This is a genomic window from Burkholderia sp. Bp9012, from assembly GCF_003853825.1.
GTDB classification, from domain to species: domain Bacteria; phylum Pseudomonadota; class Gammaproteobacteria; order Burkholderiales; family Burkholderiaceae; genus Burkholderia; species Burkholderia diffusa.
The window spans coordinates 289,349-316,194 of the sequence record NZ_QTQA01000001.1; the positions used below are offsets into that span (position 1 = coordinate 289,349).

Consider the following 26,846-nt stretch of genomic DNA (forward strand, 5'->3'; position numbering starts at 1 on the left):
ACATCGATACACTCGCCGGCGCGCGACGCGGCCAACGCCGCGCCCGGCGAATTGCGCAGGACTACCGCGCAGGAGCCCCCCCATCATGAACCGGCCCGCGCTTTTCCCGGCCGCACGCGCGTGCGTGGCGGCCTTCGTCAGGCAGTGCCATGCGTGGCGCGTTGCCTGTTGCGTCGCCGCGTGCTGCTCCGTGCTGCACGCCGGCGCCGCCGAACTTCAGCTGAACGGGCTGTATCAACGCCCGGACGGTGCGATCACCGTGCGCCTGAACGGCGCCGGCATCGATCCATATTTCGCGGCGAAGGCGCTGCTTGCCGCCGCCGACACCCGCATGGATGCCCGCCAGGCGGCACTCGCATGGATCGCATGGGTGTTGCCACGCCAGCGTCTGGACGGGGGATTCGACCGCTTCTGCGTGAAGAGCGGACTGACCAGCCCGTGCGCGGAAGCCGACGCGGACGACGCGATGATGGCGACCTGGATCGAGCTGCTCGCGCGCTTTGCGCCGCCCGACGGGATGCCGGCGGCCTGGGAACTCAGCCTGAACCGCGCGGGCGCGCACCTGGACACGCTGCTCGACAAGGCGAGCGGCGTCTATCAGATTTCGTCGTCGCTGCATGTCGCGCTGCTGATGGATAACGTCGAGGTGCACAGCGCGTTCCAGGCACTCGCCGCGTATTACGTGCGCCGCGCCGATTACGTGCATGCGGGGCCGTGGAGCCAGCGTGCCGACCGGCTGTCGTCCGCGATCGTCAAGGTGTTCTGGCGCGGCACGCAATCCGGCTTTCGCGCGAGCACGCAGAAGATCAGCGACACGAGCTTCTATCCGGCGAAAGTCGCGCAGATCTTTCCTATCCTGTCCGGCATCCAGGTGCCTGACCAGTCGAACGAGACGATCTATGCGCAGTGGATGCAGAAGTACGGCAAGACCTGGATGCAACTCGCCGGCTCCGATTTTCCGTGGGGGCTGATCGCGCTGGTCGCCTACAAGATGAACGACTGGAGCACCGTCGCCTGCTGGTATGCGCGCTCGGGCCCGTACCGTCATGGCGCGCACTGGAACGTACTGGAGGAAGCGCTGTACCTGGCATTCGAAAGCCGGATGACCGATCCGCTCGCACCCGCCAAATGCGGGTTCACGACGGCGGAGGTAACGGTGACCGGATCGCGCTGACACGACGGCGCACGGTCGATGAACGGAAACAGGGAAGGAGACGTGTCATGTGTGGCATCGTCGGCGCGGTCGCGCAACGGAACATCGTTCCGATTCTGATTGAAGGTTTGCGCCGCCTCGAATATCGCGGCTACGATTCATGCGGCGTGGCGACCGTCGTCGACGGGCAGGCGCGCCGAGAGCGCAGCGTGTCGCGCGTCGCCGATCTCGACGCGCACGTGCGCAGCGCCGGGCTGTCCGGCAGCACCGGCATCGCGCACACCCGGTGGGCGACGCATGGCGCGCCCGCGACCTGCAATGCGCATCCGATCTTCTCGCGCGACGAAATCGCGCTCGTGCACAACGGCATCATCGAGAATCATGAAACGTTGCGCAGGCAACTGTCTGACGAGAACTACCAGTTCGATGGCCAGACCGATACGGAGGTCGTTGCCCATCTGATCCACAGCAAGTATCGCGGCGATCTGCTCGCCGCCGTGCGCGATGCGACGTCGCAACTGCACGGCGCCTACGCGATCGCGGTGTTCAGCAAGCATGAGCCGCAGCGGCTGATCGGCGCGCGGGTGGGATCGCCGCTCGTCGTCGGTCTGAAGGATGACGAATGCTTTCTCGCGTCCGACGCGCTCGCGCTCGCCGGCATCACCGATCGCTTCATCTTTCTCGAGGAAGGCGACATCGTCGAACTGACGCCGGGCGGTGTGCGAATCCTCGAGCGCGGCGGCACGCCGGTCGATCGCCCGATCCAGACCGTCTCGTCGGCGCAGGCCGCGGTCGAGCTCGGGCCGTACCGGCATTTCATGCAGAAGGAAATTTTCGAGCAACCTCAGGCCGTGGCCGCGACGATTCCCGATGCGGGGCTGTTCGATCCGGCGATATTCGGCCCGGATGCCGCGCGCGCGTTCGAACAGATCGACAACGTGCTGATTCTCGCGTGCGGCACGAGTCACTATTCCGGCTTGACCGCGCGCCGCTGGCTCGAGACGATCGCGCGGCTGCCCGCGCAGGTCGAGATCGCGAGCGAATACCGTTACAGCGACGCGCTCGCGCTGCCGAATACGCTGGTGGTCAGCGTGTCGCAATCCGGCGAGACTGCCGACACGCTCGCCGCGCTCAAGTATGCGCAGGCGCTCGGCCACATCGATACGCTGGCGATCTGCAACGTGCCGACCAGCGCGATGATGCGTCAGACCGGCCTGCGGTTCCTCACGCGCGCGGGCCCGGAAATCGGCGTCGCGTCGACCAAGGCGTTCACGACGCAGCTCGTCGCGCTGTTCATACTCGCGGTGACGCTCGGTCGGCTGCGCGGCTACGTCGACGATGCGCAGCTCGCGCGTTATACGACGCAGTTGAGACGGCTGCCGAGCGCGCTCGAGGATGTGCTCACGCTCGAACAGCAAATCGAGCGCTGGGCCGCGGAATTCTCGCGGCACGAGAACGCGTTGTTCCTCGGGCGTGGGCTGCATTACCCGATTGCGCTCGAAGGGGCGCTGAAGCTGAAGGAGATTTCGTACATCCACGCGGAAGCGTATCCGGCCGGCGAGCTGAAGCACGGGCCGCTTGCGCTCGTGACGCACGCAATGCCGGTCGCGACGATTGCGCCGAACGACGCGCTGCTCGAGAAGCTCAAGTCGAACATGCAGGAAGTGCGGGCGAGGGGCGGGCAGCTTTACGTATTCGCCGATGCCGATACGCGGATCGATAACAGCGAAGGCGTGTCGGTGCTGCGAATGCCGGATTACTACGGGCTGCTGTCGCCGATCCTGCACGTCGTGCCGCTTCAGCTGCTCGCGTATCACGCCGCTTGCCTGCGCGGCGCGGATATCGACAAGCCGAGGAACCTGGCGAAATCGGTGACGGTGGAGTAGCGGGCGGTGCGACGTCGACGAGACTGCTGAGTTGCATCAATTTCGGTTACGGGGCCTCGTTTCGGTTTCGGTTACAGAGGCTCCTGCCTGGCGATGAGCGTTGCCCGACAAGGCGTAACCAGAACTAATGTCAACGGGTTAGCCAGCGACGTCGCTGGCGAAGGCCCAACCGTCAAGGTGCGGTTCACAAAGAAACAAGGCGCTCCCGTACGCGTTGTTTCAGGCGATGCATCCCGATGCGGCGGCAGCCATTCGCGAAGGCGACTTTCAGAAGAAATACTACCTAAGTCATCAACACGTGGCAGAGAATCTAAAGCTTGCCGCCCCAAAAGTGTAAGGCTCTACGGGACTACGTCGATGTGGATCCGAACCCGGCAAACATGCTGGTGTTCGAGTGTGGTAGTCAGCGACATCCGAGGTACTCGGACAATGCGTTACGCAAGCTGCAGGAAGCGAATACAGCAGAAAGCGTCGAAAACGCTTGGCACAAAAAAAGCGATAGTCAGCCACCTCGGCGGACGGCAATCCGTTGCACTCTCCTTTACACCTTACTGGCAAAGGGGTTTGGCCCGAATTGACGGACAGGACAACGCGCGATCGGGAAGGCAACAAGACATCTCTTGGGCGCTGATGCTGCCGATTTCCGCCCGAGAAGAGAACCGATGTCAAGCGTCGGAACTCACATCACGACGGGCGCACTCGAAAGATCATCGAGCCGCGGGCCGTGACGTGGAAAGTGTTTTTGCAGCAGCTCGGTCACCTGCTCGATACCTCGCAGAACACCGGACCGATAACGGCCTTGCCGGAAGTGCGCCTCCATGGCCTGGCAAATCGCTTCCCATTCGCGGCCATCCACCTTGGCGTGGATGCCTCGGTCCGCGACGATTTCGACGTCGCGGTCCGCAAGAAGCAGGTAGATAAGAATGCCGTTGTTGTGCTCGGTGTCCCAAACCCGGAGGTCCGAGAAAACCTCGATGGCACGGTCCCTCGCAGATGTGCCCTTCAACAATGCGCGGATGTGCAGCGCACCCTCTACAGCAAACCTGACTTGACCTACGTGCGCGCGATGACTCATACGTACAGCCTCTTCAATAGCGATAAGCTCCCGCCGTGAGAATGCGCTGTTGACCCGCCAGTGGGTCGTGAAAAGATGCCGAAACAGGCGTTTCAGGTCCATGCTCACCACCGTCCCGATGCGCCACCGCCGCCGAAGCCTCCGCCGCCTCCGCGAAAAATGTCGCGATTCGAATCACGACCGAAACGGCCACCGCTACCGCCAATGAAGCGCCCACCCGCCGCTCCCATCCCGCCGCCCAGCAACGTGAAGAGCAGCGCCATCAGTCCTGCCGCGATGGCGATAAAGAGCGCCCCCGATAAAACCCATGCGAGCACTCCGACGACTCCGCCCGTAACGGCTGCACCCGGCAGTCTCCCGAGCATGGCGCGCAGAAGGCCGCCCGCCATGACCGTCAGGAGGAAGAGGACCGGAAGCAACCGTCCGGCGCCGTCGCTCGTCTGATGTCGCCGCTGCGGCGGAGGTAACTGCTCGCCGCTGGTGACGCGCATCATGTCGTCGACGCCGGCAGTGATGCCGCCGTAGAAATCTCCGTTTCGGAACCGCGGAACTATCGCCTCGTTGATGATGCGATTGCTCGTCGCGTCGGTGAGCACGCCTTCGAGGCCGTATCCGACCTCGATTCGAAGCGTTCGGTCGTTCTTGGCGACAATCAGGAGCGCGCCGTCGTCGACATTCTTGCGCCCAAGCTTCCATTGCTCGACGACTCGCATCGAATACTGTTCGATGGTTTCGGGCTCCGTGGTCGGAACGACGAGAACTGAAATCTGCGCTCCTCTTTTCGCCTCGAACTCTCTCAACGTCTTCTCAAGGCTGGCCATCTGGTCGCTGGTCAGGGTTCCAGTCTCGTCGGTTACTCTCGATGTCAGCGGCGGGACAACGACGTCGGCATGGGCGCAGGCAGCCCCCAAGACAAAGAAAGCCAAGACGACGGCCGTCGCCAGCCGGAACACGTTCAATTGGAACCCCTGCCTGCAGATGCCGGCGTCGAACCGAAGTCGACCCGCGGCGGTTTGGAAATCTCGGCTTCGTTGCTCACCGAGAAGTTGGGACGTTCCAGATAGCCGAATGCCTTTGCAGTCAAATTGTTCGGGAAGGAGCGTACCGTCGTGTTGTACGTCTGGACGGCGCGAATGTATCGATTGCGGGCCACGGCAATGCGATTTTCCGTACCCTCGAGCTGCGCCTGCAGGTCGCGGAAGTTCGCATCCGACTTCAATTGCGGATAGTTCTCCGATACCGCCAGCAGACGTGACAGAGACGACGTGAGCTGCCCCTGTGCCGCTTCAAACTTTGCGAAAGCCTGCGGGTCGGCAATGAGTTCGGGCGTGGCGCGAATCGAACCCACTTGCGCCCGGGCCTCAGTCACACGGACCAGCACTTCCTTTTCCTGGTCCGCGTACCCCTTCACTGTGTTGACGAGGTTGGGAACAAGGTCGGCACGCCGTTGATACTGATTTAGAACTTCTGACCAACTGGCCTTCACCTGTTCGTCTTCGCTCTGGATGGCGTTATAGCCACACCCTGAGAGAGACAGCAGGCTCAGCGCCAATGCGCCTGTCAGAAGTGCGCGGGCCAGACGGCGCCGTGTGGAGATTGCTGCGAAATTTGTCGACATGGACGCGCCTCTGTCCTGTATTCCCCGGCATTCCGCCGCTCACCGGTGCACTGCCTATCGTATGTAGCTCGGCGGTCGCAGGGTTGATGCACGTCAATGCTGCATTGTCGAGCGTGCCCGGAGTGATGCACCGTCTCGGTCGCATGTCGGCTCCACGGCCCCGATACATATGAAGAATTCGGTGCGTGATCCGTTGAGCCACGTCAAGCCATCGAAGGGGCGTCGGCATAGAGTGATTCTAGGGTTCGACCAGCGCTCGAGAACCATGCTCGCGGAGAACAAGGCGGCATTCCCGCAAAAACTCGCAATTGCAATTGCGACCGTTAGCATGGTCAGTGCCGTTGCAATCGCTGGTACGCCGGCGGCTGCCGACGATGCCCATCATCCGAACAAAGCAGCCGAAAAAGCGCCGATCAAGTCAAACCGCGAAGCGGACGACCAAATGCAGGTCATGCGCGTCATGCACGAAAAGATGACGAACGCCAAGACGCCTCAAGAACGCGTTGCCCTGATGGACGAGCAAATGAAAGTCATGCAAAACGGCATGTGCATGATGGAAATGACGAGTGCTTACTCGTCCAGTATGCCGATGTCATCGCGGCAGGGGAGTATGGAAATGCGCATGGATATGATGCAGATGATGATGCCCGACACATTGCTCCGTCGTCGGTGGCACCCTCTGATGATTTGACAATATAGTACGCACTGTACGCAACCGAGGTACCGGCTAGCCTCGGTAAAGGTAACTCACGTCGTAGCACGGCCGTCACGTCAATATCGAACGCGCAGGGCGAAGAGCCTCGATGGAAGCGGAACGGGTGAGCAAAGGAGCGTCAAATGAGCGGCCAACCCGGCGAAGACAAGCTTGATCACCCACGGATTTCTGAGCACTTGTCATCGGGCGAGCATCACGCACGCGAGACGGACAAGCACGACCAATCCGCCGGCCACGGACACGACGCGCATGCGCCTCACCAACATGGCCAGGATGAGCACGTTCGACCCGCAGATTCGCTTCGCGACCCCGTCTGTGGAATGACGGTGGCCGATGAGTCAAGCTTGCGCTGCGAACACGATGGCAAGTGGTACGCGTTCTGCAGCCAGGCTTGCTTGACGAAATTCCAGGCTGCGCCGTCCAGGTACGTCGAGCCCTCGACCATTGAGCAGCCACGAGCAGTGCCTGAGGGCACCATCTACACGTGCCCGATGCACCCGGAAATTCGCCGGGACCATCCTGGGCAATGTCCGAAGTGCGGCATGACGCTGGAGCCGGTTCTGCCCGGTATCGACGAAGGCGAGAATCCGGAACTGGTCGATTTTCGACGCCGATTCTGGTGGACGTTGCCACTGACAGTCATCGTTTTCGTGCTGGCGATGTTTGGCCATCGCCTGCGATTGATGGGAGCCGGCACCGAAAGCTGGGTTGAGTTCCTCATCTCCACGCCAGTCGTCCTGTGGGCGGGCCTTCCGTTTTTCGAGCGGTGCATGCGCTCATTCGTGAACCGCAGCCCCAACATGTGGACGCTCATCGGGCTCGGGACGGGGGCGGCCTATATCTACAGTGTCATCGCCACCATCTTCCCCGGCGTGTTTCCTGAAACGTACCGTGCGCACGGCCGGGTCAGCGTGTATTTCGAAGCAGCGGCAGTCATCATTTCGTTGACGCTTCTCGGGCAGTTGCTCGAACTGAAGGCCCGCTCGCAAACATCCGCGGCCATCAAGGCGCTGCTCGGGCTCGCACCCAGGACGGCCCGACGCATCAACCCGGATGGTTCCGAGGAAGACATTCCGTTGTCCCATGTGCATGTGGGAGACCTGCTTCGCGTGCGGCCAGGCGAGAAAGTCCCCGTGGACGGCGTGGTGACGGATGGCTCGAGTTCGCTCGACGAGTCCATGATTACCGGCGAACCCATTCCCGTCACGAAGCGCGTTGGCGACCACGTCATCGGCGCAACGATGAACGCGACAGGCAGTCTCGTCATTCGCTCGGAAAAGGTCGGCTCCCAGACTGTCCTGTCGCAAATCGTGCAGATGGTCGCGCAGGCGCAGCGGTCCCGTGCCCCGCTGCAGCGTATGGCCGACAAGGTGGCCGGCGTGTTTGTCGTCGGCGTCGTCAGTGCCGCTCTTCTGACATTCTTCGTGTGGGGCATCTTTGGGCCGGAGCCCAGCTGGGTGTTCGGTCTCATCAATGCGGTGGCGGTGCTCATCATTGCTTGCCCCTGCGCGCTGGGGCTTGCGACGCCAATGTCCATCATGGTAGCAAGCGGCAAAGGAGCCACAACCGGGATTCTCTTTCGAGATGCGGCCGCGATCGAAAATCTGCGCAAGGTCGATGTGCTCATCGTCGACAAGACGGGGACGTTGACAGAGGGGCGTCCAGCGTTCGAGCGAGCCGTGGGCACAAACGGATACACAACCGACGAAGTACTTCGTCTGGCGGCGAGTCTCGACCAAGGTAGTGAGCATCCGCTTGCTGCGGCCATCGTTGCGGCTGCCCGTGAGAAGAAGCTGACTTTGGACCGCACGGAAAATTTTGAATCCGCTACGGGTATCGGCGTGAGGGGACTTGTCGCCGGCAGGAAACTTGCGCTTGGCAACACCGCGCTGATGCAGACTGACGCGGTATCCGTCGAATCGCTGGCGAGGGAGGCGGACGGCATGCGCGCGCAAGGCGCCAGTGTCATGTACTTGGCGGTCGATGGCAGTTTGGCCGGACTGCTGGCAGTCGCGGACCCGATAAAGACGACAACGCCAGAAGCGCTTTTGACGTTGAAGGAAAACGGCATTCGAGTCGTGATGGCGACCGGTGATGGTGTAGTCACTGCCAAGGCCGTGGCCGGGAAGCTCGGCATCGACGAATTCCATGGCGAGGTGAAGCCTGCAGACAAGCTCAACCTGGTGACACGGCTTCAGCAAGCCCGGCACGTTGTCGCAATGGCCGGAGACGGCATCAACGACGCCCCCGCGCTTGCCAAGGCCGATGTCGGCGTGGCCATGGGAACAGGCACGGATGTGGCGATGAGCAGCGCTCAGGTGACCCTCGTCAAGGGCGACTTGCGCGGTATCGCGCGTGCTCGAGAGCTGTCCGAGGCAACCGTCGCGAACATGAAGCAAAATCTTGGCTTCGCGTTCGTATACAACGCACTTGGGGTTCCGCTGGCGGCAGGGGTACTTTATCCATTCACCGGTTTGCTGCTTTCGCCGATGATTGCCGCACTTGCAATGAGTCTAAGCTCCGCTTCGGTCATTTCGAACGCACTGCGACTGCGCAACGCGAAGATTTAGCTTGTCACGCAGCTTGCGGCGGTCGCATAACGACAGCACACCTTTCGTCGCAGTGGGCTGCCCGCGCAGTTCCCACTAGTATCGTATGCAACCCGAACTATTGGAAAAGCGAGTGTTCGGATGTTCGCGGTGCACACGCAAGCATGCGTTGGATTGGACGTCTTCGGGCCCGGTCACGCAGGTCATTGATTTGCCTAGAGCGCTCGGGCGCAATCAGAACCAGCGGTGACGCGTAACCAGAATTAATGTACCTCGGGAGATCACTCGGCGCGAGGCTGAGCGGTCCCGTGACGGCAGCGGCGAACGAAGGCGATTCATGCGCGATCGCCCGCGCCGTTACGATTCCGGGTTGAAGGCAGACGTGTCGCCGTCGATCCGGAACACAATCGGATCGCGTGGATAGTGCTTGATGTCCGGAGAGAAATCGTACTTGCCCTCGGTCCAGTAGTACGCGAAGGAGACGAGCAGAATCGCCAGCGAAAATGGCAGCGACAGGCGCCCCCATGTCCAGAAGGCACTCAGCCCGAGTGCGGCGACGACCGCAAAATAGATCATGGCCGGGCGTCGCGCCTTTGCGAGCGGCTGCCACGTTTCGGGATGAATTCCGGCGGCAATGAATGCGCTCGGATTGAAACGCAACCCCTGATGTGCGAGGCCGCACAGCAGTGCGACAAGCAATTCGTGACGATTCTTGAAGCGAACGCAGCGAATGGCGTCGTCGGCGTCGTAATCCATGAGGCTCGTGCGCAGTGTGTATCGCTTCGCCGGTTCGCGCTTCCCACTTTGTCGCCAGAACTGGAAGTTCGCCGGGCTCATGGTCACTCGGGAAGGCGGGTTGAAGTCAACGTCGCAGCACATGTCCTCGTTCCGCACGACTTCACGCCATTCGATGCACCGTTCCTGCTGCAGGGCCGCCTGGTCCGAGTGCTTGCCGACGCCATATCGGAAGCCGGTTGCGTCGACTTGAAACCAGCCGCCGATATTCATCGTCGCGCGAATCACGATCACTACCGCCCAGGCGAGGCAGGCCAGAATGCAAAGCCATAGAACGAAACCGATGAACCCGACACGCGAGGAGGACGCATCGTCGAACGGCGCAACGAGCAATCCAGCGAACATCGTGCCGAAAAACAGCATGAAACCGATATTCAGCAGATAGGTATTGAACCGATCTGGAATTCCTTTGCATGTCGGTATCTGTCGAAGGTGTGCAGGCAGCGTGATGACTCGCGGTTTTGCGCTTGTGTCCGGGGCGGATTGCTTCGACGCGTCGTCAGTGCGGGGCGGCAACGCGTCGTCTGAGCGGGTAGTCATGGCGCGTGGCCCCTTGTTCGTAGGATGTGTTTTGGAAATCGGCGAATCGTTCGGATGGTAATCGATCTGGCGGAACGGCTCGCACCGGAATCAGGGTTCCCTGCACGAATGCAAAAGAATCCGGCCGATTGTTTTCTTCCGTGTCGGAAATCCGGAAAGTCGACGGCGTTCGTAGTGACGGCGGAACCCCAATGCTCGACCGGTACGCTCGGGGCGGCCCGAACCGACACCGCCATACCCACGCCTTCGTGCGAAGATTGAGCGATATTCCACCCGCATTCCATCGAGACCGTCGTGATCCGATCGAACCCCGAGGGCAACCCGCAAGCCGGCCATCCGCCGTGGATGGCCGTCGCACTGGCCGAGCTGGGCATTCGCCGCTTCCCGCCCGGCAGCATCAATCCGCGCATCGTCGAGTACAACAACCACACGAACCTCGTCGGCTACGACGACAAGATTTCGTGGTGCTCGTCGTTCGTCAACTGGTGCATGACGCATGCCGGCATCCGCGGCACGGGGTCGGCGCTCGCGCGTTCGTGGCTCGAATGGGGGCGGCCGCTGGAGCGCCCGGTGTACGGTTGCATCGCGATTCTGACGCGCGACGACCCGTTGAGCTGGAAGGGGCACGTCGGATTCTATCTGCGTCACGACGACGAGCGTGTCCACCTGTTCGGCGGCAATCAGCTCGAAGAGGTGCGCGAACTTGCGTATCCGGTGAGCGAGGTGATCGGTTACCGGTGGCCGGACGCGGGCTGATCGCGCCGCACGCCCGGCCTCCCGCGCACGGACGACGGCGCCGGCGTCGCACGGCGGCCGTGGTCAATCCTGCGCGGCGGTGGCGGCCACGGCCTGCGCTTCACCCGCCGCCTCGTTCCTGCTCCACCCGCCGCCGAGCGATCGATACAACGCGACCGCCGCCAGCGCATGCTCTCGCCGGACCTGATTGAGTGCATCCGAATCCCGCAGATACACTTCCTGCGCCGACAGCACGTCCAGAAAATCCGTCGCGCCGCCCTTATAGAGCTGGTTCGCCAGCCCGAGCGCCTTGTCCGACGCCGAGAGCGCGCTGTCGAGGCGCCGCGTCGCTTCATCGCTGCTGACGAGGTTCGCACGCGCGTCCTCGACTTCCCGCAGCGCCTGCAGCATCGTCTGCCGCAACCCGAGTTCCGACTCGCGCATTCGGCTTTCGCTTTGCGTGATGTCGGCGGTGATTCGCCCCGCGTTGAAGATCGGGCTCGTCGCGCTCAACGCCGCGCTGAACAGGTTATCGGTCAGCGTCGGCAACCCGAGATACGACGCGGCCAGAATCCCGTCCGTCAGGTTCAGCGAGAACTTCGGATACCGCTCGGCCTTCGCGACACCGACCTGCGCCGCGCGCCGCTCGACCTGTGCGTAGGCGGTGAGCACGTCCGGCCGGCGCAGCAGCGCCTGCGATGGCAGCGTGGCGGGCGACCCGGCAGGCGGCGCCGGAATCGCGCCGGCCTGCGCGAGCATGATCCGGTCGTTCGACTCGGGCGTGCGGCCCGAATACACGGCAATCAGGTTGAGCTGATGCGCGATCTGCGCGCGCGTCGGCGGAATCCGCGCTTCGAGCGCATCGAGCTGGTTCTGCGCGCGCGTGACGTCGAGCTCCGTCGACAGCCCGAACGCCTGCCGCTTGCGCGTGAGTTCTAGCGCATGCCGGCGGATCGCCGCGTTGTCCTGAAGGATCTTCAGTTCCTGCTGCGCCCAGCGCAGGTCGACATAGGCCGAGGCCGCATCGGCCGCGAGCGCGAGCCGCATCGCGTCTTCCGCGTGCTTTTGCCCGACCAGCTCGGCCTGCGCGGCCAGCAGGTCGAGCCGTTCGCCGCCGAACACGTCCGGCGACCAGCTCAGCGCGAGTCCCGCGCCGGCCTGCCGCACGTAACCGAGCGGCGGCGGCGTGTTCTGGCGCGCGTCGGCCGCACGCGCGGTCGCGTCGAGTTCGGGCAGCAGCACCGCGCGCTTCTGCACGGTCAGCGCCTGCGCCTGCTTCACGCGTTCGGCCGCGGCCTGCAGATCGAGGTTGCCGTCGAGCACGGTCGCGATCAGCCGGTCGAGCACGGGATCGTTGAACTGCGCCCACCATGCGGCGGCGTCGATGTCCGCACGCGGCACGTCGGTGTCCCACGCGGCGGGCGCGAGCGATTGCACGGAATCGTGCAGCGCCGGGTGCTGCGCGGGCTGCACCGCACACCCCGCGGCGAATGCGCTGACGGCCAGCGCGACGAGTAGCTTTTTCATGATGACGACCTTGGCTTCAGTGCGCGTCCGGCGGCGGCGCGTTCAGGGTGATGGGACGGGAAAACGCGACGGCAACCAGAGCGACCACGAAGCACAGCGACAGCGCGTAGTACGCATCCGCATAGGTGAGCGTCAGCGCTTCGCGATAGATCAGGCGATGCAGGTTCGCGAGGCCGGCCTGCGCGGTATCGAGCGTGTTGCCGGCCACCGAGGTCCAGTACGCGGCCTGGCGGTCGAGCAGCGACGCGACCTGCGGCTCGCCCGCGCTCACGTGTTCGTTCAGGCGCAGGTAGTGGAAGTTGAGCCGGTCGTTGAGCATCGTCGCGCTCACCGCGATGCCGATCGCACCGCCGAGGTTGCGCATCAGGTTGAACAGGCCGCTCGCCGACTTCAGCCGCGACTGCGGCAGCGAGCCCAGTGCCATCGTGACGATCGGCGGCACGCTGAATTGCTGGCCGATGCCGCGCAGCGCCTGCGGCAGCAGCAGCTCCCGCCAGCCCCAGTCATGCGTGATCGGCGTATACAGGTAGCAGCCGAGGCCGAAGCAGATCAGCCCGAACACGAGCAGCACGCGCATGCTGAGGTAGCGTGCGGCGAATGCATACGCGCAGAGCGCGAGCAGCTGGAACGCACCGACCGACAGCAGCGCGATGCCGATCTGCAGCGAACTGAACGCGCGCACCTGCGCGAGAAACAGCGGTGTCAGGAACACCGTGACGAAGATCCCGATGCCCGTCACGAACGACAGCAGGCTGCCGATCCCGAAGTTGCGCACGGCGAGCGCGCGCAGGTCGACGATCGGGTCTTCCGCGGTCAGTGCGTGCACGATGAACAGGAGGCCGCAGATGCCGGAGATCCACGCGCAGATGACGATCGCATCGTCGCTGAACCAGTTCTTGCGCGGGCCTTCTTCCAGCACGTATTCGAGGCAGCCGAGGAAGCCCGACATCAGTGCGATGCCGAGATAGTCGCCGCGCTTGATGAGGCTGAAATCGGGTTCGTCGATATGCACGTAGCGCGGCACCAGCGCGGCCACCGCGATGCCCGGCACGAGATTCAGGTAGAACAGCCAGTGCCACGACCATTGATCGGTGATCCAGCCGCCGATCACCGGCCCGATCGCCGGCGCGAGCGACGCGAGCGCGCCGATCGTCGTCGACGCGATCAGCCGCTGCTTGCCCGGAAACAGCACGAACGCGGTCGTGAACACGGTCGGGATCATCGCGGCGCCGAGCGCGCCCTGCAGCCCGCGGAACAGGATCATCGAGTTGATGTCCCACGCGAGCCCGCACAGCATGCTCGTGATCGTGAAGCCGACGGCCGACGCAACGAACAGCCAGCGCGTCGACATCACCCTCGACAGCCAGCCCGACATCGGGATCACGATGATTTCGGCGATCAGGTAGGCCGTCTGCACCCAGGACAACTCGTCCTGGCTCGCGGACAGGCCGCCGCCGATGTCGCGCAGCGACGACGCGACGATCTGGATGTCGAGCGTCGCCATGAAGAAGCCGACGCACATCAGCGCGAACGCGAAGACGCGCTGCTTCGTCGGTTGCGACGCGGGGTCGCCGGAAAAGGCGGTGGTCATCGCAGGCTCCCGTTCAGTTCGCGTGGTCGGTATGCACGGTCACGACCGCGGAGAGGCCTGGACGCAGCACATGCTCGATGCCCGGCTGCGGATCGAGATGCACGCGTACCGGCACGCGCTGGACGATCTTCGTGAAGTTGCCGGTCGCGTTCTCGGGCGGCAGCACGCTGAAGGTCGCACCGGTCGCGGGCGCCAGGCTGTCGACGCGGCCGTGCAGACGCGTGCCCGACGCGTCGAGCGCGACGTCGACGCGATCGCCGGCGCGCATCTTGCGCAGCTGGTCTTCCTTGAAGTTCGCGTCGATCCACAGCCCGGACACGGGCACGACCGTCAGCAGCGGCACGCCGACGTTCGCGAGCATCCCGACGCGGCCCGTGCGGTTGCCGACGTAACCGTCGACGGGCGAGCGGATCGTCGTGTACTCGACGTTGAGCGCCGCGACCCGTTGCGCGGCGAGTGCCGTGTTCACGCGGGCCCGCGCATCGACGAGCTGCGCGCCGAGCACGTCCAGCTGCCGCTTCGATGCGAGCAGCGCGGCGTCGCTGCGCGCGACGGCCGCATCCGCCTTCGAATAATCGGCGTCCGCGCGTTCGACGATCTGATTCGACACCGCATCGGATTTCACGAGCTCGCGGTAGCGCACACGGTCGGACGACGCACGCGTGAGCTCTGCCGACGACGCATTCCTGTCCGCGGCATGCTGGCCGATCACCGCGTATTGAAGTTGTTGCTTCGCTTCGAGTTCGGCCACCGCGGCGCGCGCGCTGTCGACTTCGGCAGTCGCCTGCGCGAGCTTCGCATCGTAGTCGCGCGCATCGAGCTGCACGAGCACGTCGCCGGCCTTCACGCGCTGGTTGTCGGTCACGAGAATCCTGTCGACGAAGCCGTTTACCTTCGGCGCGAGCACGGTGACGTCGCCGCCGACGTACGCATCGTCGGTGCTTTCCTGGAAGCGCAGCACGAACAGCCAGTCGAGCGTCGCGGCCGCGACCGCGACGACGACGGCGGCCACCGCGATGCGCATCCACGGCACGCGGCGCTGCTGCCTTGCCGGCCGGTCGGTTGTGGCTGCCTCGCGGGAGGCGGCGGCTTGGGTCGTTTCCATCGAATCACCTATGTATATGCACTTACTGAAGCGACCGACGATGCGTCGCCGATCGGGGAGGGGGTTAGCGTTCCGGGAGGTTGTGCGTGATCCGGAACAATTCGTCTCTGAGGCGGGCGGCCTGCGCCGACCCGAACCGCTGCTCGAACGCCTCCTGCGCGGCGAGCCAGTGCACCTGCGCTTCGGCGATCTTCGTTTCGCCTTGCGCGGTCAGCGCGAACGTCTGGCGGCGGCAACGCGGCTCGATCCTGCCGGTGACCAGCGCCGCGCCGACCAGCGGCTTGAGCGCGCGCAACAGCGCGGTGCGCTCGATCACCAGCACCGCCGACAGCATCGCCATCGTTACGCCCGGGCGCTCCCTCAGCAGCGCGAGAATGCTGTACTGCGACGGCGTGACGCCCGCCCGCGACAGGTAGCGCTCGTAGAACTGCGAGATCCGCCGGGCGGCTTGACGGACCGCGAAGCAATCGTCATCGGTAAGCGTGGTCTTGTGCATGTGCACATGTTAGGTGGCAGAGCGGGCGGAAGCGAGTGGCGGTGCGGGATCAGATTGGTGCCGTGGCTGTACCAATCGACGATGGAACGGCGCGTTTTTGCGCCGGATCAGGCAGCGGCCGGAACAATCCCGCCTTGGCGGTCGCAGTACGCGGCCGTGTAGTCGATGAACGCCTTGACCTTCGCCGGCAGCAGCGCGCGGTTCGCGTAAGCGAGCTTGATTTCGACGAACGCGTCGACGAGGTCGGCATCGTCGAGCAACTGCACGAGCGCGCCCGACGCGAGCTCTGCTTCGACGAGCGTTCTCGGCACGACGCCGATACCGAAGTCGTGCATCACCATTTCGCGGTTGAAGACGGGGCTGTTCGACGAGATGTCGAAGCTCAACGGCACGACCAGCGTGTCACCGTCGACGCGGAACGACAGCGCGGGCCGGCGCAGCGACGGCGACATCGGGATGAACGCATGACCGGCGAGGTCGGTCGGCGTTTCGGGACGCGGATGCGTGCGCAGATACGCGGGCGTCGCGACGATCACGACGGGTATGCGTTCGACCAGCCGCACGACGGTCGTCTCGCTCGTCAGCATGTACGGCACGACGATGCCTATGTCGTAGCCTTCGCCGACGAGGTCGACCGGGCGCTCGGTCAGCGTGACGTCGAGGCGCACCTTCGGATGCGCGGCCTTGAAGCCGGCGATCAGCGGCACGAGCCGGTTGAGCGCGGCCGTCGTGTGCGCGACGAGGCGCAGCAGCCCCTCGGGCTCGCGCGTGTGCGACTGCGCCTGCGCTTCCAGCGAATCGAGTTCGTCGAGCACGGCCGCGCAGCGTTCGTAGATGCGCTCGGCGGTCTCGGTCAGCGAGACCTGGCGCGTGGTCCGGTGCAGCAGGCGACTGCCGAAGCGCGCCTCCAGATCCGCGACCGCCCGCGACACGACCGGCCGCGCGAGGCCGTGCATGTCGGCGGCGCGCGTGAAGCTGCGCATTTCCACCACCGACCGGAAGATCCGCAGCTTGTCGATGTAGTCCATGTCCGTCTCCTCGAGGCGATGGCGGGGCGCCTGATGCACGCGGCCGGCCCGGCCATGTTACGGCGGAGTGTACATTGACTTTATGCATATGCACATATAAATTGCCGTTCATGAACGATATCCAGATCGCCCAGGCCTGCAATTGCCTCGCGCTGCGTCAGGCGGCGCGCTTCGTCACGCAACTTTACGAGCGACATCTGGCCCCGGTCGGCGTCACGCCCGCGCAGTTCTCGATCATGGCGAATCTGTCGCACCGACCCGGTCTGGTGATGAGCGAACTCGCCGACACGCTGGTGATGGATCGCACGACGCTGTTGCGCGCGCTGAAGCCGCTGCAGCGCGACGGCTTCGTTGCCGCGGCCGCATCCGAGCATGACGCGCGCGCGCACGCGCTCAGCCTGACGAAGCTCGGCGAGCGCACCTACGCGCAGGCGAAAGTCGCGTGGCAGGCCGCGCAGGACGAGTTCGAGACGCAGTTCGGCCGCGGCCGCGCCAAGGCGCTGCGCGACGAGCTGTTCAGCCTGACGGCGCAGCGATAGGCGCAACGCGCGCGGTAGTATGACAAAAGCGATCCGGATCCACCGGACGAGACACGAGGAGTCCCCCATGCTGCAGTTGAGCGAGCGCGACGACGCGATGTTGCGCGGCGCATTCGGCGACGGCGTCGCGCGCGCGATGCGGATCGTCGCGCGCACGGCCGACGTCATGTCGGCGCCGCACCTGATCGACATCACGTCCGCGCATATCGACGGCTGTCTTTACCACGGCCAGACCAGCCTCGACTTCGTCGAATATTTCGTCGACACGGGCGCGCGGGTCGCGGTGCCGACCACGCTGAACGTCGGGTCGCTGGACCTGATCCATCCCGAGCTGTATCACGGCGACCGCACGATCCAGCGCGACGCGCAACGCCTGATGGACGCGCATCTCCAGCTCGGCTGCGAGTCGAGCTTCACGTGCGCGCCGTATCAACTGAAGAATCGTCCGCGCCTGGGCGAGCAGATCGCGTGGGCCGAATCCAATGCGATCGTGTTCGCCAACTCGGTGCTCGGCGCGCGCACCAGCCGCTACGGCGACTTTCTCGATCTGGCCGCCGCGATCACCGGGCGCGCGCCGTATGCGGGGCTGCACGTCGAATCGAATCGCGCGGCACGGATCGTGTTCAACGCGCCGGACTTCGGCAACCGGCCGTCGCGCGACATCTACTTCGCGGCGCTCGGATTGCTGATCGGCCGGATCGCCGGTGCAACCGTGCCGGCGATCGTCGGGCTGCCGGCCGACACCACCGAAGACGAACTCAAGGCGCTCGGCGCGGCCGCCGCATCGAGCGGCGCGGTCGCGCTGTTCCATGCGGTGGGCGTCACGCCCGAGGCGCCGACGCTCGACGCCGCGCTGCACGGGCAGGCGTCGCAGCGGACCGTCGATGTCGCGATGGCCGATCTCGACGAGATCCGCCGCACGCTGAACCACGGTGCGGCCGGCGATGCGCTCGTCGCGGTCGCGCTCGGCACGCCGCACTTCTCGCTGGCCGAATTCCGCACGCTCGACGCGCTGCTCGACCAGTTCGACGGCAAGCCGAAGTGCGATTTCTACGTGAACACCAGCCGCTTCATCCTGTGGGAACTGGACGAGCTCGGGCTTGCCGGCAAGTTCGACGCGCGCGGCATCCAGATCGTCGTCGACACCTGCACGTACATCACGCCGGTGATGAAACAGCTGTCGGGCCTGGTGATGACGAACTCGGGGAAGTGGGCGTCGTACGCGCCCGCGAACATTGGCGTCACGGTGGCGTACGGCAGCATGCGCGAGTGCGTGCGCTCCGCGTTCGAGGGAAAGGTGCGATTCGATGACTGAAGCAATGGTTCGGAAACTGACGGGCGATACGCTCGTGCCGGGCAGCGCATGCGCGAAGCCGATCGTGCTCGACAAGCCGCTCAGCTTCTGGGGCGGCTACGACTCGGGCGCGGGGCGGATCGTCGATCGCGGGCATCCGCAGGCGGGCGCCAGCCTGGCCGGCCGGATCATGGTGATGCCGCACGCGAAGGGATCGAGTTCGAGCAGCAGCGTGCTCGCGGAAGCGGTGCGCAATGGCACGGGGCCGGTCGGGATCGTGCTGAAGGAGCGCGACCTGATCATCTCGATCGGCGCGATCGTCGCCGCCGAACTGTATGCGATCGCGGTGCCGGTGGTGTGCGTGACCGATGCGGTGTACGACGCGATCGTCGCCGCGACGGGCGACGTGCGGATCGAGGCAGGCGAGGGTGACGGCTGCGCGCGGATCGACGTCGGCAGCTGACGCGTCACGCGCTCGCCGGCTTGGAGGAAGCGGGTGTGCGGCGTGTCTTCCCGCACGAGCGACAGCGCATTTCTTGCCGGCCGGTCGTGCGGGCCGCCGGATTTCGGACCATACAATCAGGCTGAACGCTGAACGCCGAACGCAGGATCGTGCTCGGCACGAAGCGGCCGATTGCCGTTCGACCGAACGATGAAATCCCGACCGGGCGCGTGGTGCCGCCTGCGTTCGCCGGTCATTCGCGCGTGGTCGCGGCGGCGGCTTCCCGATAGGCGCTCGGCGTCTGCCCGGCCCAGCGCCGGAATGCCCGCGTGAAATTCGCCGGATCGGTGAACTGCAGCCGCTCGGCGATCGTCTTCAGGTCGAGATCCGACGCGGACAGCAACTGCTTCGCGTCGCGAAACCGCGCTTCGTCGAGCAGTTGCCGGTAGCTCGACCCGGCTTCCTCGAGCCGGCGCCGCAACGTGCGCGTCGACACGAGCAGCGCGTCGGCGAGCGCCTCCGGACTTGAATAGTTGCCGGCCGTTCGGGCCAGTTCCGCGCGCACGCGCCCGACGAGATCGCCTTCCTCCTGACGCACCTGCGCATACTCGCGCTCGACCTGCACGAGCGCTTGCCGGTGCGCGACTTCGTCGGCGAGCGGCAGCGGCCAGTCGAGTACGTCGCGGGCGATCCACAGCGCGTTCGCCGCACAGCCGAATTCGACCGGCGGCAGCTGGTCGCGATAGCGTGCGAAGTAATCGGGCTGCGGCCATGCGAAGCGCAGCGCGATCGGCGGCGATGCGCGCCCGGACCACTGCGAGATGTTCTGCGCGAGCCCCGTCAGCACGAACTCGAACATCACGTGATGTTGCAGCACCGGGCTTGCCTGCACGCCGTGCAGTTCGAGCGTCGCGCCGTGTTCGTCCTCCGCATAGGTCAGCCGATACTGGCGGTTGCGCATCCGGAAGTAGCGCTGCGTGACGACCAGCGCTTCGCGGATGTCCCGCGCGGTCAGCGTCGCATAACCGAGGAAGCCGTGCACGGTCGGCTTCAGCAGCAGCCCGAACGCGAGCCCGATGCCCGGATCGCCGCCGATCTCGATCGCGTTGAGCACGAGCCGGCCCCATTGCGACGGCGCGACGCGCGCGTCCGGTTCGGCCAGCACGGCGTCGCGCAGCCCGGTTCCCGCGCGCACGGCGGCCGGATCGACGCCGCGCTCGGCGAGCGCCTGCAGCAGCAGGCGCGTATAGGCGACCGGAATCGTCGGCCGGCGTAGCCCGAGGTGGTCCTTGCGTGACGGGGAGGTCATGTCGATTTGGCCGGAAATGACAAGCATTATGGCTGTTTGCCCCCTCACGTTCAAGGCGGCGCGCGGCCTACGATGGCACGTATCGATTATTGGCAGACTCACCATGACGACTTCCTTTCCCCACCTGCTCGCGCCGCTCGACCTCGGCTTCACCACGCTGAAGAATCGGGTGCTGATGGGCTCGATGCACACGGGCCTCGAGGACAGCCGCAAGACGCTGCCGCGGCTCGCCGACTATTTCGCCGAACGCGCGCGCGGCGGCGTCGGCCTGATCGTGACCGGCGGCTTCGCGCCGAACGTGGCCGGCTGGACCAAGCCGTTCGGCGGCACGCTGATGACGTCGGCCGGCGCGCGGCGCCATCGCGTGATCACCGATGCCGTGCATGCGGACGACGGCAAGATCGCGCTGCAGATCCTGCATACCGGCCGCTACGGCTACCACCCGTTCGCGGTCGCGCCGTCGAAGATCAAGTCGCCGATCTCGCCGTTCGCGCCGCACGAACTCAGCGCGCGCGGCGTGGAGCGGCAGATCCGCGCGTTCGTCCGCTGCGCGCAGCTTGCGCGCGAGGGCGGCTACGACGGCGTCGAGATCATGGGCTCCGAGGGCTACCTGATCAACCAGTTCATCTCGATGCATACGAACAAGCGCAGCGACCAGTGGGGCGGTTCGTACGAGAACCGGATCCGGTTGCCGATCGAGATCGTCGAGCGCACGCGCGAGGCGGTCGGCCGCGACTTCATCCTGATCTACCGGCTGTCGATGCTCGACCTGATTCCGGACGGCAGCGACTGGAGCGAGACCGTGCAGCTCGCGAAGGCCGTCGAGCGCGCGGGCGCGACCATCATCAATACCGGGATCGGCTGGCACGAGGCGCGCGTGCCGACGATCGCGACCTCCGTGCCGCGCGGCGCGTTCGCGTGGGTGACGAAGAAGATGAAGGGCGAGGTCGGCATTCCGCTCGTGACGACCAACCGGATCAACCGGCCCGAGGTGGCCGAGCAGATTCTCGCGGACGGCTGCGCGGACATGGTGTCGATGGCGCGCCCGCTGCTCGCCGATGCCGAGTTCGTCGTCAAGGCTGCGCAAGGCCGGGCAGACGAGATCAACACCTGCATCGGCTGCAACCAGGCGTGCCTCGATCACGCGTTCAAGAACAAGATCGCGTCATGCCTGCTGAACCCGCGCGCATGCCACGAGACCGAGCTGGTTTATACGCGCGTGCAGCAGCCCAAGCGTATCGCGGTGGTCGGCGCCGGGCCGGCCGGGCTCGCGTGCTCGACCGTGCTCGCGCAGCGCGGCCACCACGTCGATCTGTTCGACGCGGCGCCGGAGATCGGCGGCCAGTTCAACATGGCGAAGCGGATTCCGGGCAAGGAGGAGTTCGACGAAGCGCTGCGTTACTTCGGCCGTCAGGTCGAGCTGACCGGCGTGAACCTGCATCTGAATCGCCGCGTCGACGCGCGCGACCTGATCGCCGGCGGCTACGACGAGATCGTGCTCGCGACCGGCGTGGCGCCGCGCGACCCGAAGATTCCCGGCCAGGATGGGCCGAACGTGCTCAGCTACATCGACGTGCTGGCCGGCGGGCAGCCGGTCGGCCGGCGTGTCGCGGTGGTCGGCGCCGGCGGCATCGGCTTCGACGTCGCCGAATATCTGGTGCAAGGCGGCGAGTCGCCGACGCTCGATCTGGAAGAGTGGAAAGCGGAGTGGGGCGTGACCGATCCGGCCGCGACGCGCGGCGGCGTGACGCGCGCGCAGGTCGCGGCGCCGGCTCGCGAAGTGACGCTGCTGCAGCGCAAGGCCGCGCCGCTCGGCAAGGGGCTCGGCAAGACGACCGGCTGGATTCACCGCGCGACGCTGAAGATGAAGCAGGTGAAGATGATCGGCGGCGTGAACTACGAACTGATCGATGCGCGCGGGCTGCACGTGTCGTACGGCGAGCAGCGCACCGATCATGAACTGATCGAAGCCGACACGATCGTGCTGTGCACGGGGCAGGAACCGCAGCGCGCGCTGCTTGCGCCGTTGCAGGCGGCCGGACGCTCGGTGCATCTGATCGGTGGTGCGGAACTGGCCGCCGAGCTCGATGCGAAGCGGGCGATCGATCAGGGCTCGCGGCTCGCGGCGCGGCTGTAACGGGTGTCGTTCCGGGTTGCGAAGCGGCGGAGTGCGTCACGCGGCGATGGCCCGCCTGCGCGACGCCTCGCGACTTCCCGCGCGGTGATTCATTCGACGTGCCGGGGCATGCGGACGACCTGGAAAGGATGCACCGCGTCGCCATGCAACGTGGCGACGCGATTCTGGCAGAACACCATTCGCCACTGGCCGGCGGACGTCAGGCCGCTTCGGCCCGCTCTTCCTCTTCCGCTTCCAGCATCGCCTTGACGATCAGGTAGACGGCCGGCAGGTCGTCATCGTCGCGACGCCAGTCGACCGGCTCCTCGACATCCGCTGCGACCAGCCGGCTATCGCGTAGGCGGATGAACGCATCGACGACGGTCGGATCGTTGCGGCTCAGGAAACCGGTATTCGAGAACGCGAGTTCCTCGACGTTCAGCAGCGCCTGCCAGCTCATTGTGCGGACGGCGGCCGGATGCGTGCGGCGTCGCAGGCCGAGCGCGCGTTGCGCGGGCCCGCCGACGACACGCTGCAGGTCGACGACTGCCCGCTGCGCGGCACGCTCGAAGTGCGCGGGGTTGAAGCCGGGTTGCTCGGGATCGAATGCGGATGACTGGAACATGGTCGCCTCACAAAAGTCCGTCCGTCATGGATGACGGAATTCGGGTCAAATGGTGCAAAAGCACTGTAAATATATACAGTGTTCGAGGCGGTTTCAAGTCCTGAATGCATGTCTGTTTGGCGGCACGGGGGCGAGCGCGGCGGCGACGCTGCCCGACGCGCGTACCGCGCGGCTTTCGCGAACGATTTACACCGACGCCGCGATCGTCTCCCGCAACCACCGATGAGCGGGATCGCGATGCACGCGCTCGTGCCAGAGCATCGACATTTCGTAGCCGGGCACCTCGACCGGCGCTTCCACCACGCGCAGCGCGGGCACGTCGCGGACCAGCCGCTCGGGCAGCATCGCGACGAGATCCGTGCTGGCGACGGCCGACATCACGAACAGGAAATGCGGAACGGACAGCACGACACGCCGTGCGGCGCCCGCCTTCGCGAGCGTTTCGTCGGTCACGCCGAAGAAGCCGCCCCCGTCGGGCGACACGATCACGTGTTCCAGTGCGCCGAACTGCGCGAGCGTGGGGCGCCGCTTCAGCTTCGGATGACCGGCGCGTCCGACGAGCACGTAGCGCTCGACGAACAGCGGCAGGCGCCGCATCCCCTCCGGCGAACCTTCTGTCGTGTGGAAGGCCAGGTCGATGCCGTTTCGCTCCGCGTCCTGCTCGATGCGCGGCGGCACGAGTTCGACGACGGCGAGTCGCGTCGCGGGGGCGGCCGATCGCAGCGTGTTCAGCGCGGGCAGGACGATCGTCGATTCGCCATAGTCGGTCGCGGCCACGCGCCACGTGTTCGTCGCGGTCGCGGGATCGAACGGCGTGGCCGTCAGCACCGCGCGTTCGACGGCTTCGAGTGCATCCCGTAGCGGCGCGCGCAGCGTTTCCGCGCGCGCGGTCGGCCGCATCCCGCGCGGCCCCGGCAGCAGCAGCGGATCGCCGAACAGATCGCGCAGTTTCTGCAACTGCACGCTGACCGACGGCTGCGACATGTTCAGTTTCTTGGCCGCTCGCGTGACGTTGTGCTCGGCGAGCAGCACGTCGAGCGTGACCAGCAGGTTCAGATCCAGTCGTCTGAGATTGTTCATGGCTATACCTGGAATATCGGGAATTCATTTCTAATATACCGTCGGCGACGGCATCCTGCAGTCATTCAATCAACGGAGTGACGAACATGAATGTGCTGATCGTTTATGCCCATCCGGAACCGCGTTCGCTGAACGGCGCGTTGCGCGACTTCGCGGTCGAGCATCTCGAAGCCGCGGGCCATGCCGTGCAGGTGACCGATCTGTACGCGATGAACTGGAAGGCCGCGTTCGATGCGCATGACGTGACCGACCGTGCGCCCGACGCGCGCTTCGATCCCGCGCTCGATTCGAAGCGCGCGTTCGAAACGGGCACGCAGCGCGACGACATCGCGCGCGAACAGGCCAAGCTGAAGTGGGCCGACGCGGTGATCCTGCAGTTTCCGCTGTGGTGGTTCTCGATGCCGGCGATCATGAAGGGCTGGGTCGAGCGGGTGTATGCGTATGGTTTTGCATACGGCGTCGGCGAGCATTCCGACCAGCATTGGGGCGACCGTTACGGCGAGGGCTCGCTGGCGGGCAAGCGGGCGATGGTGATCGTCACGACGGGCGGCTGGGAGTCGCACTACAGCGCACGCGGCATCAACGGGCCGATCGACGACGTGCTGTTTCCGATCCAGCACGGGATCCTGTATTACCCGGGATTCGACGTGCTGCCGCCGTTCGTGATTTACCGGACGGGGCGGATGAACGACGTGCGCTTCGACGAAACGCGTGCTGCGCTCGGCAAGCGTCTGGACGAACTGTGGACTGCGCAGCCGATTCCGTTCCGGCGGCAGAATGCGGGCGACTACGAGATTCCGGCGCTGACGCTGAAGGCGGAGATCGCGCCGGGTAAAGAGGGATTTGCCGCTCATCTTGCGCACGCGTATTGATTGCGCTTGAGAGGCCGTCGCGGGAAGTGCGGTGTGGGCATATCGACACCTGCAGTCAAATCGAGTAGTTTCCGGAGATCGACGCGATTCGTCTGCACAATAGGCCCGCACGGGCCGCGCAGCGAATCCGTCTCGACGGAGAACAACAATCATGACTTTCGAACAAGCGGGCGGGACGGAACCGACTGGAAACGACGCTCTCGCCAGCCTGCTGATGGCACTCGAAGCCGGCGGCTATCTGACGGAGGAACAGGCGGCGCGTGTCGCGCAGCGCCTGAAGGACGCACCGGCCGAGCTTCCCGACACGAACTACGCCCGTACGCTGCTCGACTGGTTGATCGCCGAGGGCTACACGACACGGGAAGCAGAGACGAAGGCGACGCAGGAGCTGCTGGATGGTCACTTCGCCGACATCCGCGCGAAACTCGTGCTGATGCAAATGCTGAAGACACTCGATCCGTTGCGATTCGAACGGCGTCTGAGCGAAACGGTCGCATCGATCCAGCGCGAACACAAGAAGAAGCAGATGCTGATCGGCTTCGGTGGCCTGGCCGCCGCGCTGGCGGTGGGCACTTACCTGTTGTGGCCCGCGCAGGCGCCCGCGTGCACCGCGTCGAGCACGATCAAAACACTGAATTCGTTGATGTTCGATGCGCGCATGGACATGATGCGCAAGAATCCGATGCAGATGCTTGAACAGGGCAACACGTCCTTTCCGACCGTCAGCAACCATCGCGAAGTCGGTTACGACGAGGCGACTCGCGCGCGTGGCTGCCTGGCGGACCTGAGTGTCGCCGACGAGCACACGACGCTCGGCTATGTGATCCGTCGCGACGACAAGGACAAGAGCGATTTCGTCGTGCAGACGCTACCCTCCGAATACGTGGCGGCCCGCTATAGCATACGGGGCCTCGATCCGAAGCTCGGCGCGCCGCTCGGGCGGGACGTCATCGGCACGACATTCATGGCGGGTGTCGCGCAGATCGACAAGAACGTGTCGGCGCGCTCGCCCAGTCAGGACTGGGCGCCTCCTGGTGACGACGACCCGACGAAGCTGACGAACGGCGTGTTGGGTGTGATGCCGGCCGCCGATTGCAAGCAGCTGGGCGGCGACCGTGTGTCGTGCCCGTTGCTGATCGACTATCGCGATCCGTTGCTCGGCGCGATCGGCGCACCGTCGATGCTGCAGCTGAAGGGTGACTTCACGTTCGTCAAGGACGGCAGCGGCTGGAAAACCACCGACGATTTCACTGAAACGCTGCTGCAGGCGATCGTCGCGCGACGCATCGCGAAGGTGTATGGCGACAACGTCGCCGACAAGATGGGGGCGCAGAAGTAGCCGTGCGGCAACCTGATCCGACGCTGCGGATGCCGAAATGAAACGGGCGGCCCGCAATGCGATCGCAGGCCGCCCGTTTTGTCCGTGCTCGACCGCCTGGTTACCGATCATCCTCCCGCACCGAAGAAGGATGCCGGCACAGCGCCCGCACCTCCATCTCCATATACGGAAACAACGGCAGCTGGCTCAACAGGTCATGCAGCTGCTGCACGCTTTCCACATCGAAAATACTCACGTTCGCATACTGCCCCGCGATACGCCACAGATGCCGCCAGGTCCCTTCGTTCATGAGCCGCTGGCACATCGCCTTCTCTTCGGCCTTCAGCGTGGCCGCCTTGACCGGATCCATGTCCGTCGGCAGACGGACGGTCATTTCCACATGAAACAGCATCCTGTGCTCCTTGCGTTGTCGATTCG

24 protein-coding genes are annotated in these 26,846 nt (G+C 65.0%); 11 read left to right on the top strand and 13 right to left on the bottom strand.

What is annotated here, in order from left to right; all coding sequences use genetic code 11:
* Positions 1–85 precede the first annotated feature (85 nt).
* The gene (locus DIE11_RS01305) at positions 86–1,174 is read left to right on the top strand and encodes a hypothetical protein (protein WP_124621014.1); all 1,089 of its coding nucleotides are present in this window, start codon (positions 86–88) and stop codon (positions 1,172–1,174) included.
* A 47-nt stretch (positions 1,175–1,221) separates the two neighbouring features.
* Positions 1,222–3,039, top strand: a complete 1,818-nt coding sequence (gene glmS, locus DIE11_RS01310; protein ID WP_124621016.1) for a glutamine--fructose-6-phosphate transaminase (isomerizing) — start codon at positions 1,222–1,224, stop codon at positions 3,037–3,039.
* Between the two features lie 679 nt (positions 3,040–3,718).
* On the opposite strand, the gene DIE11_RS01315 is transcribed toward glmS, so the two are convergent.
* From DIE11_RS01315 to DIE11_RS01325, 3 genes are read right to left on the bottom strand one after another with little or no spacing between them, the layout of a single operon-like run.
* Entirely contained in the window at positions 3,719–4,216 is a 498-nt protein-coding gene (locus DIE11_RS01315) for a TPM domain-containing protein (RefSeq protein WP_124621018.1), read from the bottom strand.
* A gap of 2 nt (positions 4,217–4,218) precedes the next feature.
* A complete protein-coding gene (locus DIE11_RS01320) occupies positions 4,219–5,073 on the bottom strand; it encodes a YgcG family protein (RefSeq protein WP_124621020.1) in 855 nt (284 codons plus the stop codon).
* The gene (locus tag DIE11_RS01325) at positions 5,070–5,732 is read right to left on the bottom strand and encodes a LemA family protein (protein WP_226114809.1); all 663 of its coding nucleotides are present in this window, start codon (positions 5,730–5,732) and stop codon (positions 5,070–5,072) included. Before DIE11_RS01325 ends, DIE11_RS01320 begins: the two co-directional genes overlap by 4 nt.
* Before the next feature lie 169 nt (positions 5,733–5,901).
* Between DIE11_RS01325 and DIE11_RS01330 the strand changes: the two genes are divergently transcribed.
* Together DIE11_RS01330 and DIE11_RS01335 are read left to right on the top strand one after the other, a co-directional pair.
* Entirely contained in the window at positions 5,902–6,423 is a 522-nt protein-coding gene (locus DIE11_RS01330; RefSeq protein ID WP_124621023.1) for a hypothetical protein, read from the top strand.
* Between the two features lie 146 nt (positions 6,424–6,569).
* A complete protein-coding gene (locus DIE11_RS01335; protein WP_260437059.1) occupies positions 6,570–9,017 on the top strand; it encodes a heavy metal translocating P-type ATPase in 2,448 nt (815 codons plus the stop codon).
* Between the two features lie 336 nt (positions 9,018–9,353).
* On the opposite strand, the gene DIE11_RS01340 is transcribed toward DIE11_RS01335, so the two are convergent.
* The gene (locus tag DIE11_RS01340) at positions 9,354–10,331 is read right to left on the bottom strand and encodes a hypothetical protein (protein ID WP_124621025.1); all 978 of its coding nucleotides are present in this window, start codon (positions 10,329–10,331) and stop codon (positions 9,354–9,356) included.
* A 345-nt stretch (positions 10,332–10,676) separates the two neighbouring features.
* Here DIE11_RS01340 and DIE11_RS01345 point away from each other — a divergent pair, with 345 nt between their 5' ends.
* Complete coding sequence (locus DIE11_RS01345) at positions 10,677–11,087, top strand: TIGR02594 family protein (RefSeq protein ID WP_124621239.1); 411 nt, start codon at positions 10,677–10,679, stop codon at positions 11,085–11,087.
* A 63-nt stretch (positions 11,088–11,150) separates the two neighbouring features.
* On the opposite strand, the gene DIE11_RS01350 is transcribed toward DIE11_RS01345, so the two are convergent.
* The 5 genes from DIE11_RS01350 to DIE11_RS01370 form a co-directional block, all read right to left on the bottom strand.
* The gene (locus tag DIE11_RS01350) at positions 11,151–12,593 is read right to left on the bottom strand and encodes an efflux transporter outer membrane subunit (protein ID WP_124621026.1); all 1,443 of its coding nucleotides are present in this window, start codon (positions 12,591–12,593) and stop codon (positions 11,151–11,153) included.
* Between the two features lie 16 nt (positions 12,594–12,609).
* Positions 12,610–14,184: a DHA2 family efflux MFS transporter permease subunit gene (locus tag DIE11_RS01355; protein WP_124621028.1), complete on the bottom strand. Its 1,575-nt coding sequence runs from the start codon at positions 14,182–14,184 to the stop codon at positions 12,610–12,612.
* A 13-nt stretch (positions 14,185–14,197) separates the two neighbouring features.
* Positions 14,198–15,289 carry an HlyD family secretion protein gene (locus DIE11_RS01360; protein WP_124621030.1) on the bottom strand — a complete coding sequence of 364 codons (1,092 nt, stop codon included), beginning with the start codon at positions 15,287–15,289 and terminating at the stop codon, positions 14,198–14,200.
* Between the two features lie 64 nt (positions 15,290–15,353).
* Positions 15,354–15,785: a MarR family winged helix-turn-helix transcriptional regulator gene (locus DIE11_RS01365; RefSeq protein WP_059601511.1), complete on the bottom strand. Its 432-nt coding sequence runs from the start codon at positions 15,783–15,785 to the stop codon at positions 15,354–15,356.
* Between the two features lie 107 nt (positions 15,786–15,892).
* Positions 15,893–16,813 carry a LysR family transcriptional regulator gene (locus tag DIE11_RS01370; protein ID WP_124621032.1) on the bottom strand — a complete coding sequence of 307 codons (921 nt, stop codon included), beginning with the start codon at positions 16,811–16,813 and terminating at the stop codon, positions 15,893–15,895.
* Positions 16,814–16,923: 110 nt separating this feature from the next.
* On the opposite strand from DIE11_RS01370, the gene DIE11_RS01375 reads away from it, so the two are divergent.
* From DIE11_RS01375 to DIE11_RS01385, 3 genes are all read left to right on the top strand, one after another.
* Positions 16,924–17,352 (top strand): MarR family winged helix-turn-helix transcriptional regulator, encoded by a 429-nt coding sequence (locus DIE11_RS01375; RefSeq protein ID WP_059601516.1) that lies wholly within the window; start codon positions 16,924–16,926, stop codon positions 17,350–17,352.
* 67 nt (positions 17,353–17,419) lie between these two features.
* On the top strand, positions 17,420–18,667 hold the full coding sequence (locus DIE11_RS01380; protein ID WP_124621034.1) for an aconitase X: 1,248 nt from the start codon (positions 17,420–17,422) through the stop codon (positions 18,665–18,667).
* Positions 18,660–19,109, top strand: coding sequence for an aconitase X swivel domain-containing protein (locus DIE11_RS01385; RefSeq protein ID WP_124621037.1), 450 nt, complete (start codon positions 18,660–18,662; stop codon positions 19,107–19,109). The genes DIE11_RS01380 and DIE11_RS01385 overlap by 8 nt, the downstream gene beginning before the upstream one ends.
* Before the next feature lie 232 nt (positions 19,110–19,341).
* Here the strand turns inward: DIE11_RS01385 and DIE11_RS01390 are convergent, their stop codons facing one another.
* The gene (locus tag DIE11_RS01390) at positions 19,342–20,424 is read right to left on the bottom strand and encodes an AraC family transcriptional regulator (protein WP_059601524.1); all 1,083 of its coding nucleotides are present in this window, start codon (positions 20,422–20,424) and stop codon (positions 19,342–19,344) included.
* A gap of 76 nt (positions 20,425–20,500) precedes the next feature.
* Here DIE11_RS01390 and DIE11_RS01395 point away from each other — a divergent pair, with 76 nt between their 5' ends.
* Positions 20,501–22,534, top strand: coding sequence for an NADPH-dependent 2,4-dienoyl-CoA reductase (locus tag DIE11_RS01395; RefSeq protein ID WP_124621039.1), 2,034 nt, complete (start codon positions 20,501–20,503; stop codon positions 22,532–22,534).
* A 199-nt stretch (positions 22,535–22,733) separates the two neighbouring features.
* Here DIE11_RS01395 and DIE11_RS01400 read toward each other — a convergent pair whose 3' ends face one another.
* Positions 22,734–23,138, bottom strand: coding sequence for a DUF2471 family protein (locus DIE11_RS01400; protein ID WP_059601528.1), 405 nt, complete (start codon positions 23,136–23,138; stop codon positions 22,734–22,736).
* Between the two features lie 186 nt (positions 23,139–23,324).
* Entirely contained in the window at positions 23,325–24,218 is an 894-nt protein-coding gene (locus DIE11_RS01405; RefSeq protein ID WP_124621041.1) for a LysR family transcriptional regulator, read from the bottom strand.
* 86 nt (positions 24,219–24,304) lie between these two features.
* Here DIE11_RS01405 and DIE11_RS01410 point away from each other — a divergent pair, with 86 nt between their 5' ends.
* Together DIE11_RS01410 and DIE11_RS01415 are read left to right on the top strand one after the other, a co-directional pair.
* Positions 24,305–25,090, top strand: a complete 786-nt coding sequence (locus DIE11_RS01410; protein WP_059678886.1) for an NAD(P)H-dependent oxidoreductase — start codon at positions 24,305–24,307, stop codon at positions 25,088–25,090.
* 151 nt (positions 25,091–25,241) lie between these two features.
* A complete protein-coding gene (locus tag DIE11_RS01415) occupies positions 25,242–26,429 on the top strand; it encodes a hypothetical protein (protein ID WP_124621043.1) in 1,188 nt (395 codons plus the stop codon).
* Between the two features lie 100 nt (positions 26,430–26,529).
* On the opposite strand, the gene catC is transcribed toward DIE11_RS01415, so the two are convergent.
* Positions 26,530–26,820 carry a muconolactone Delta-isomerase gene (gene catC, locus DIE11_RS01420; protein ID WP_011355923.1) on the bottom strand — a complete coding sequence of 97 codons (291 nt, stop codon included), beginning with the start codon at positions 26,818–26,820 and terminating at the stop codon, positions 26,530–26,532.
* Between the last annotated feature and the right edge of the window lie 26 nt (positions 26,821–26,846).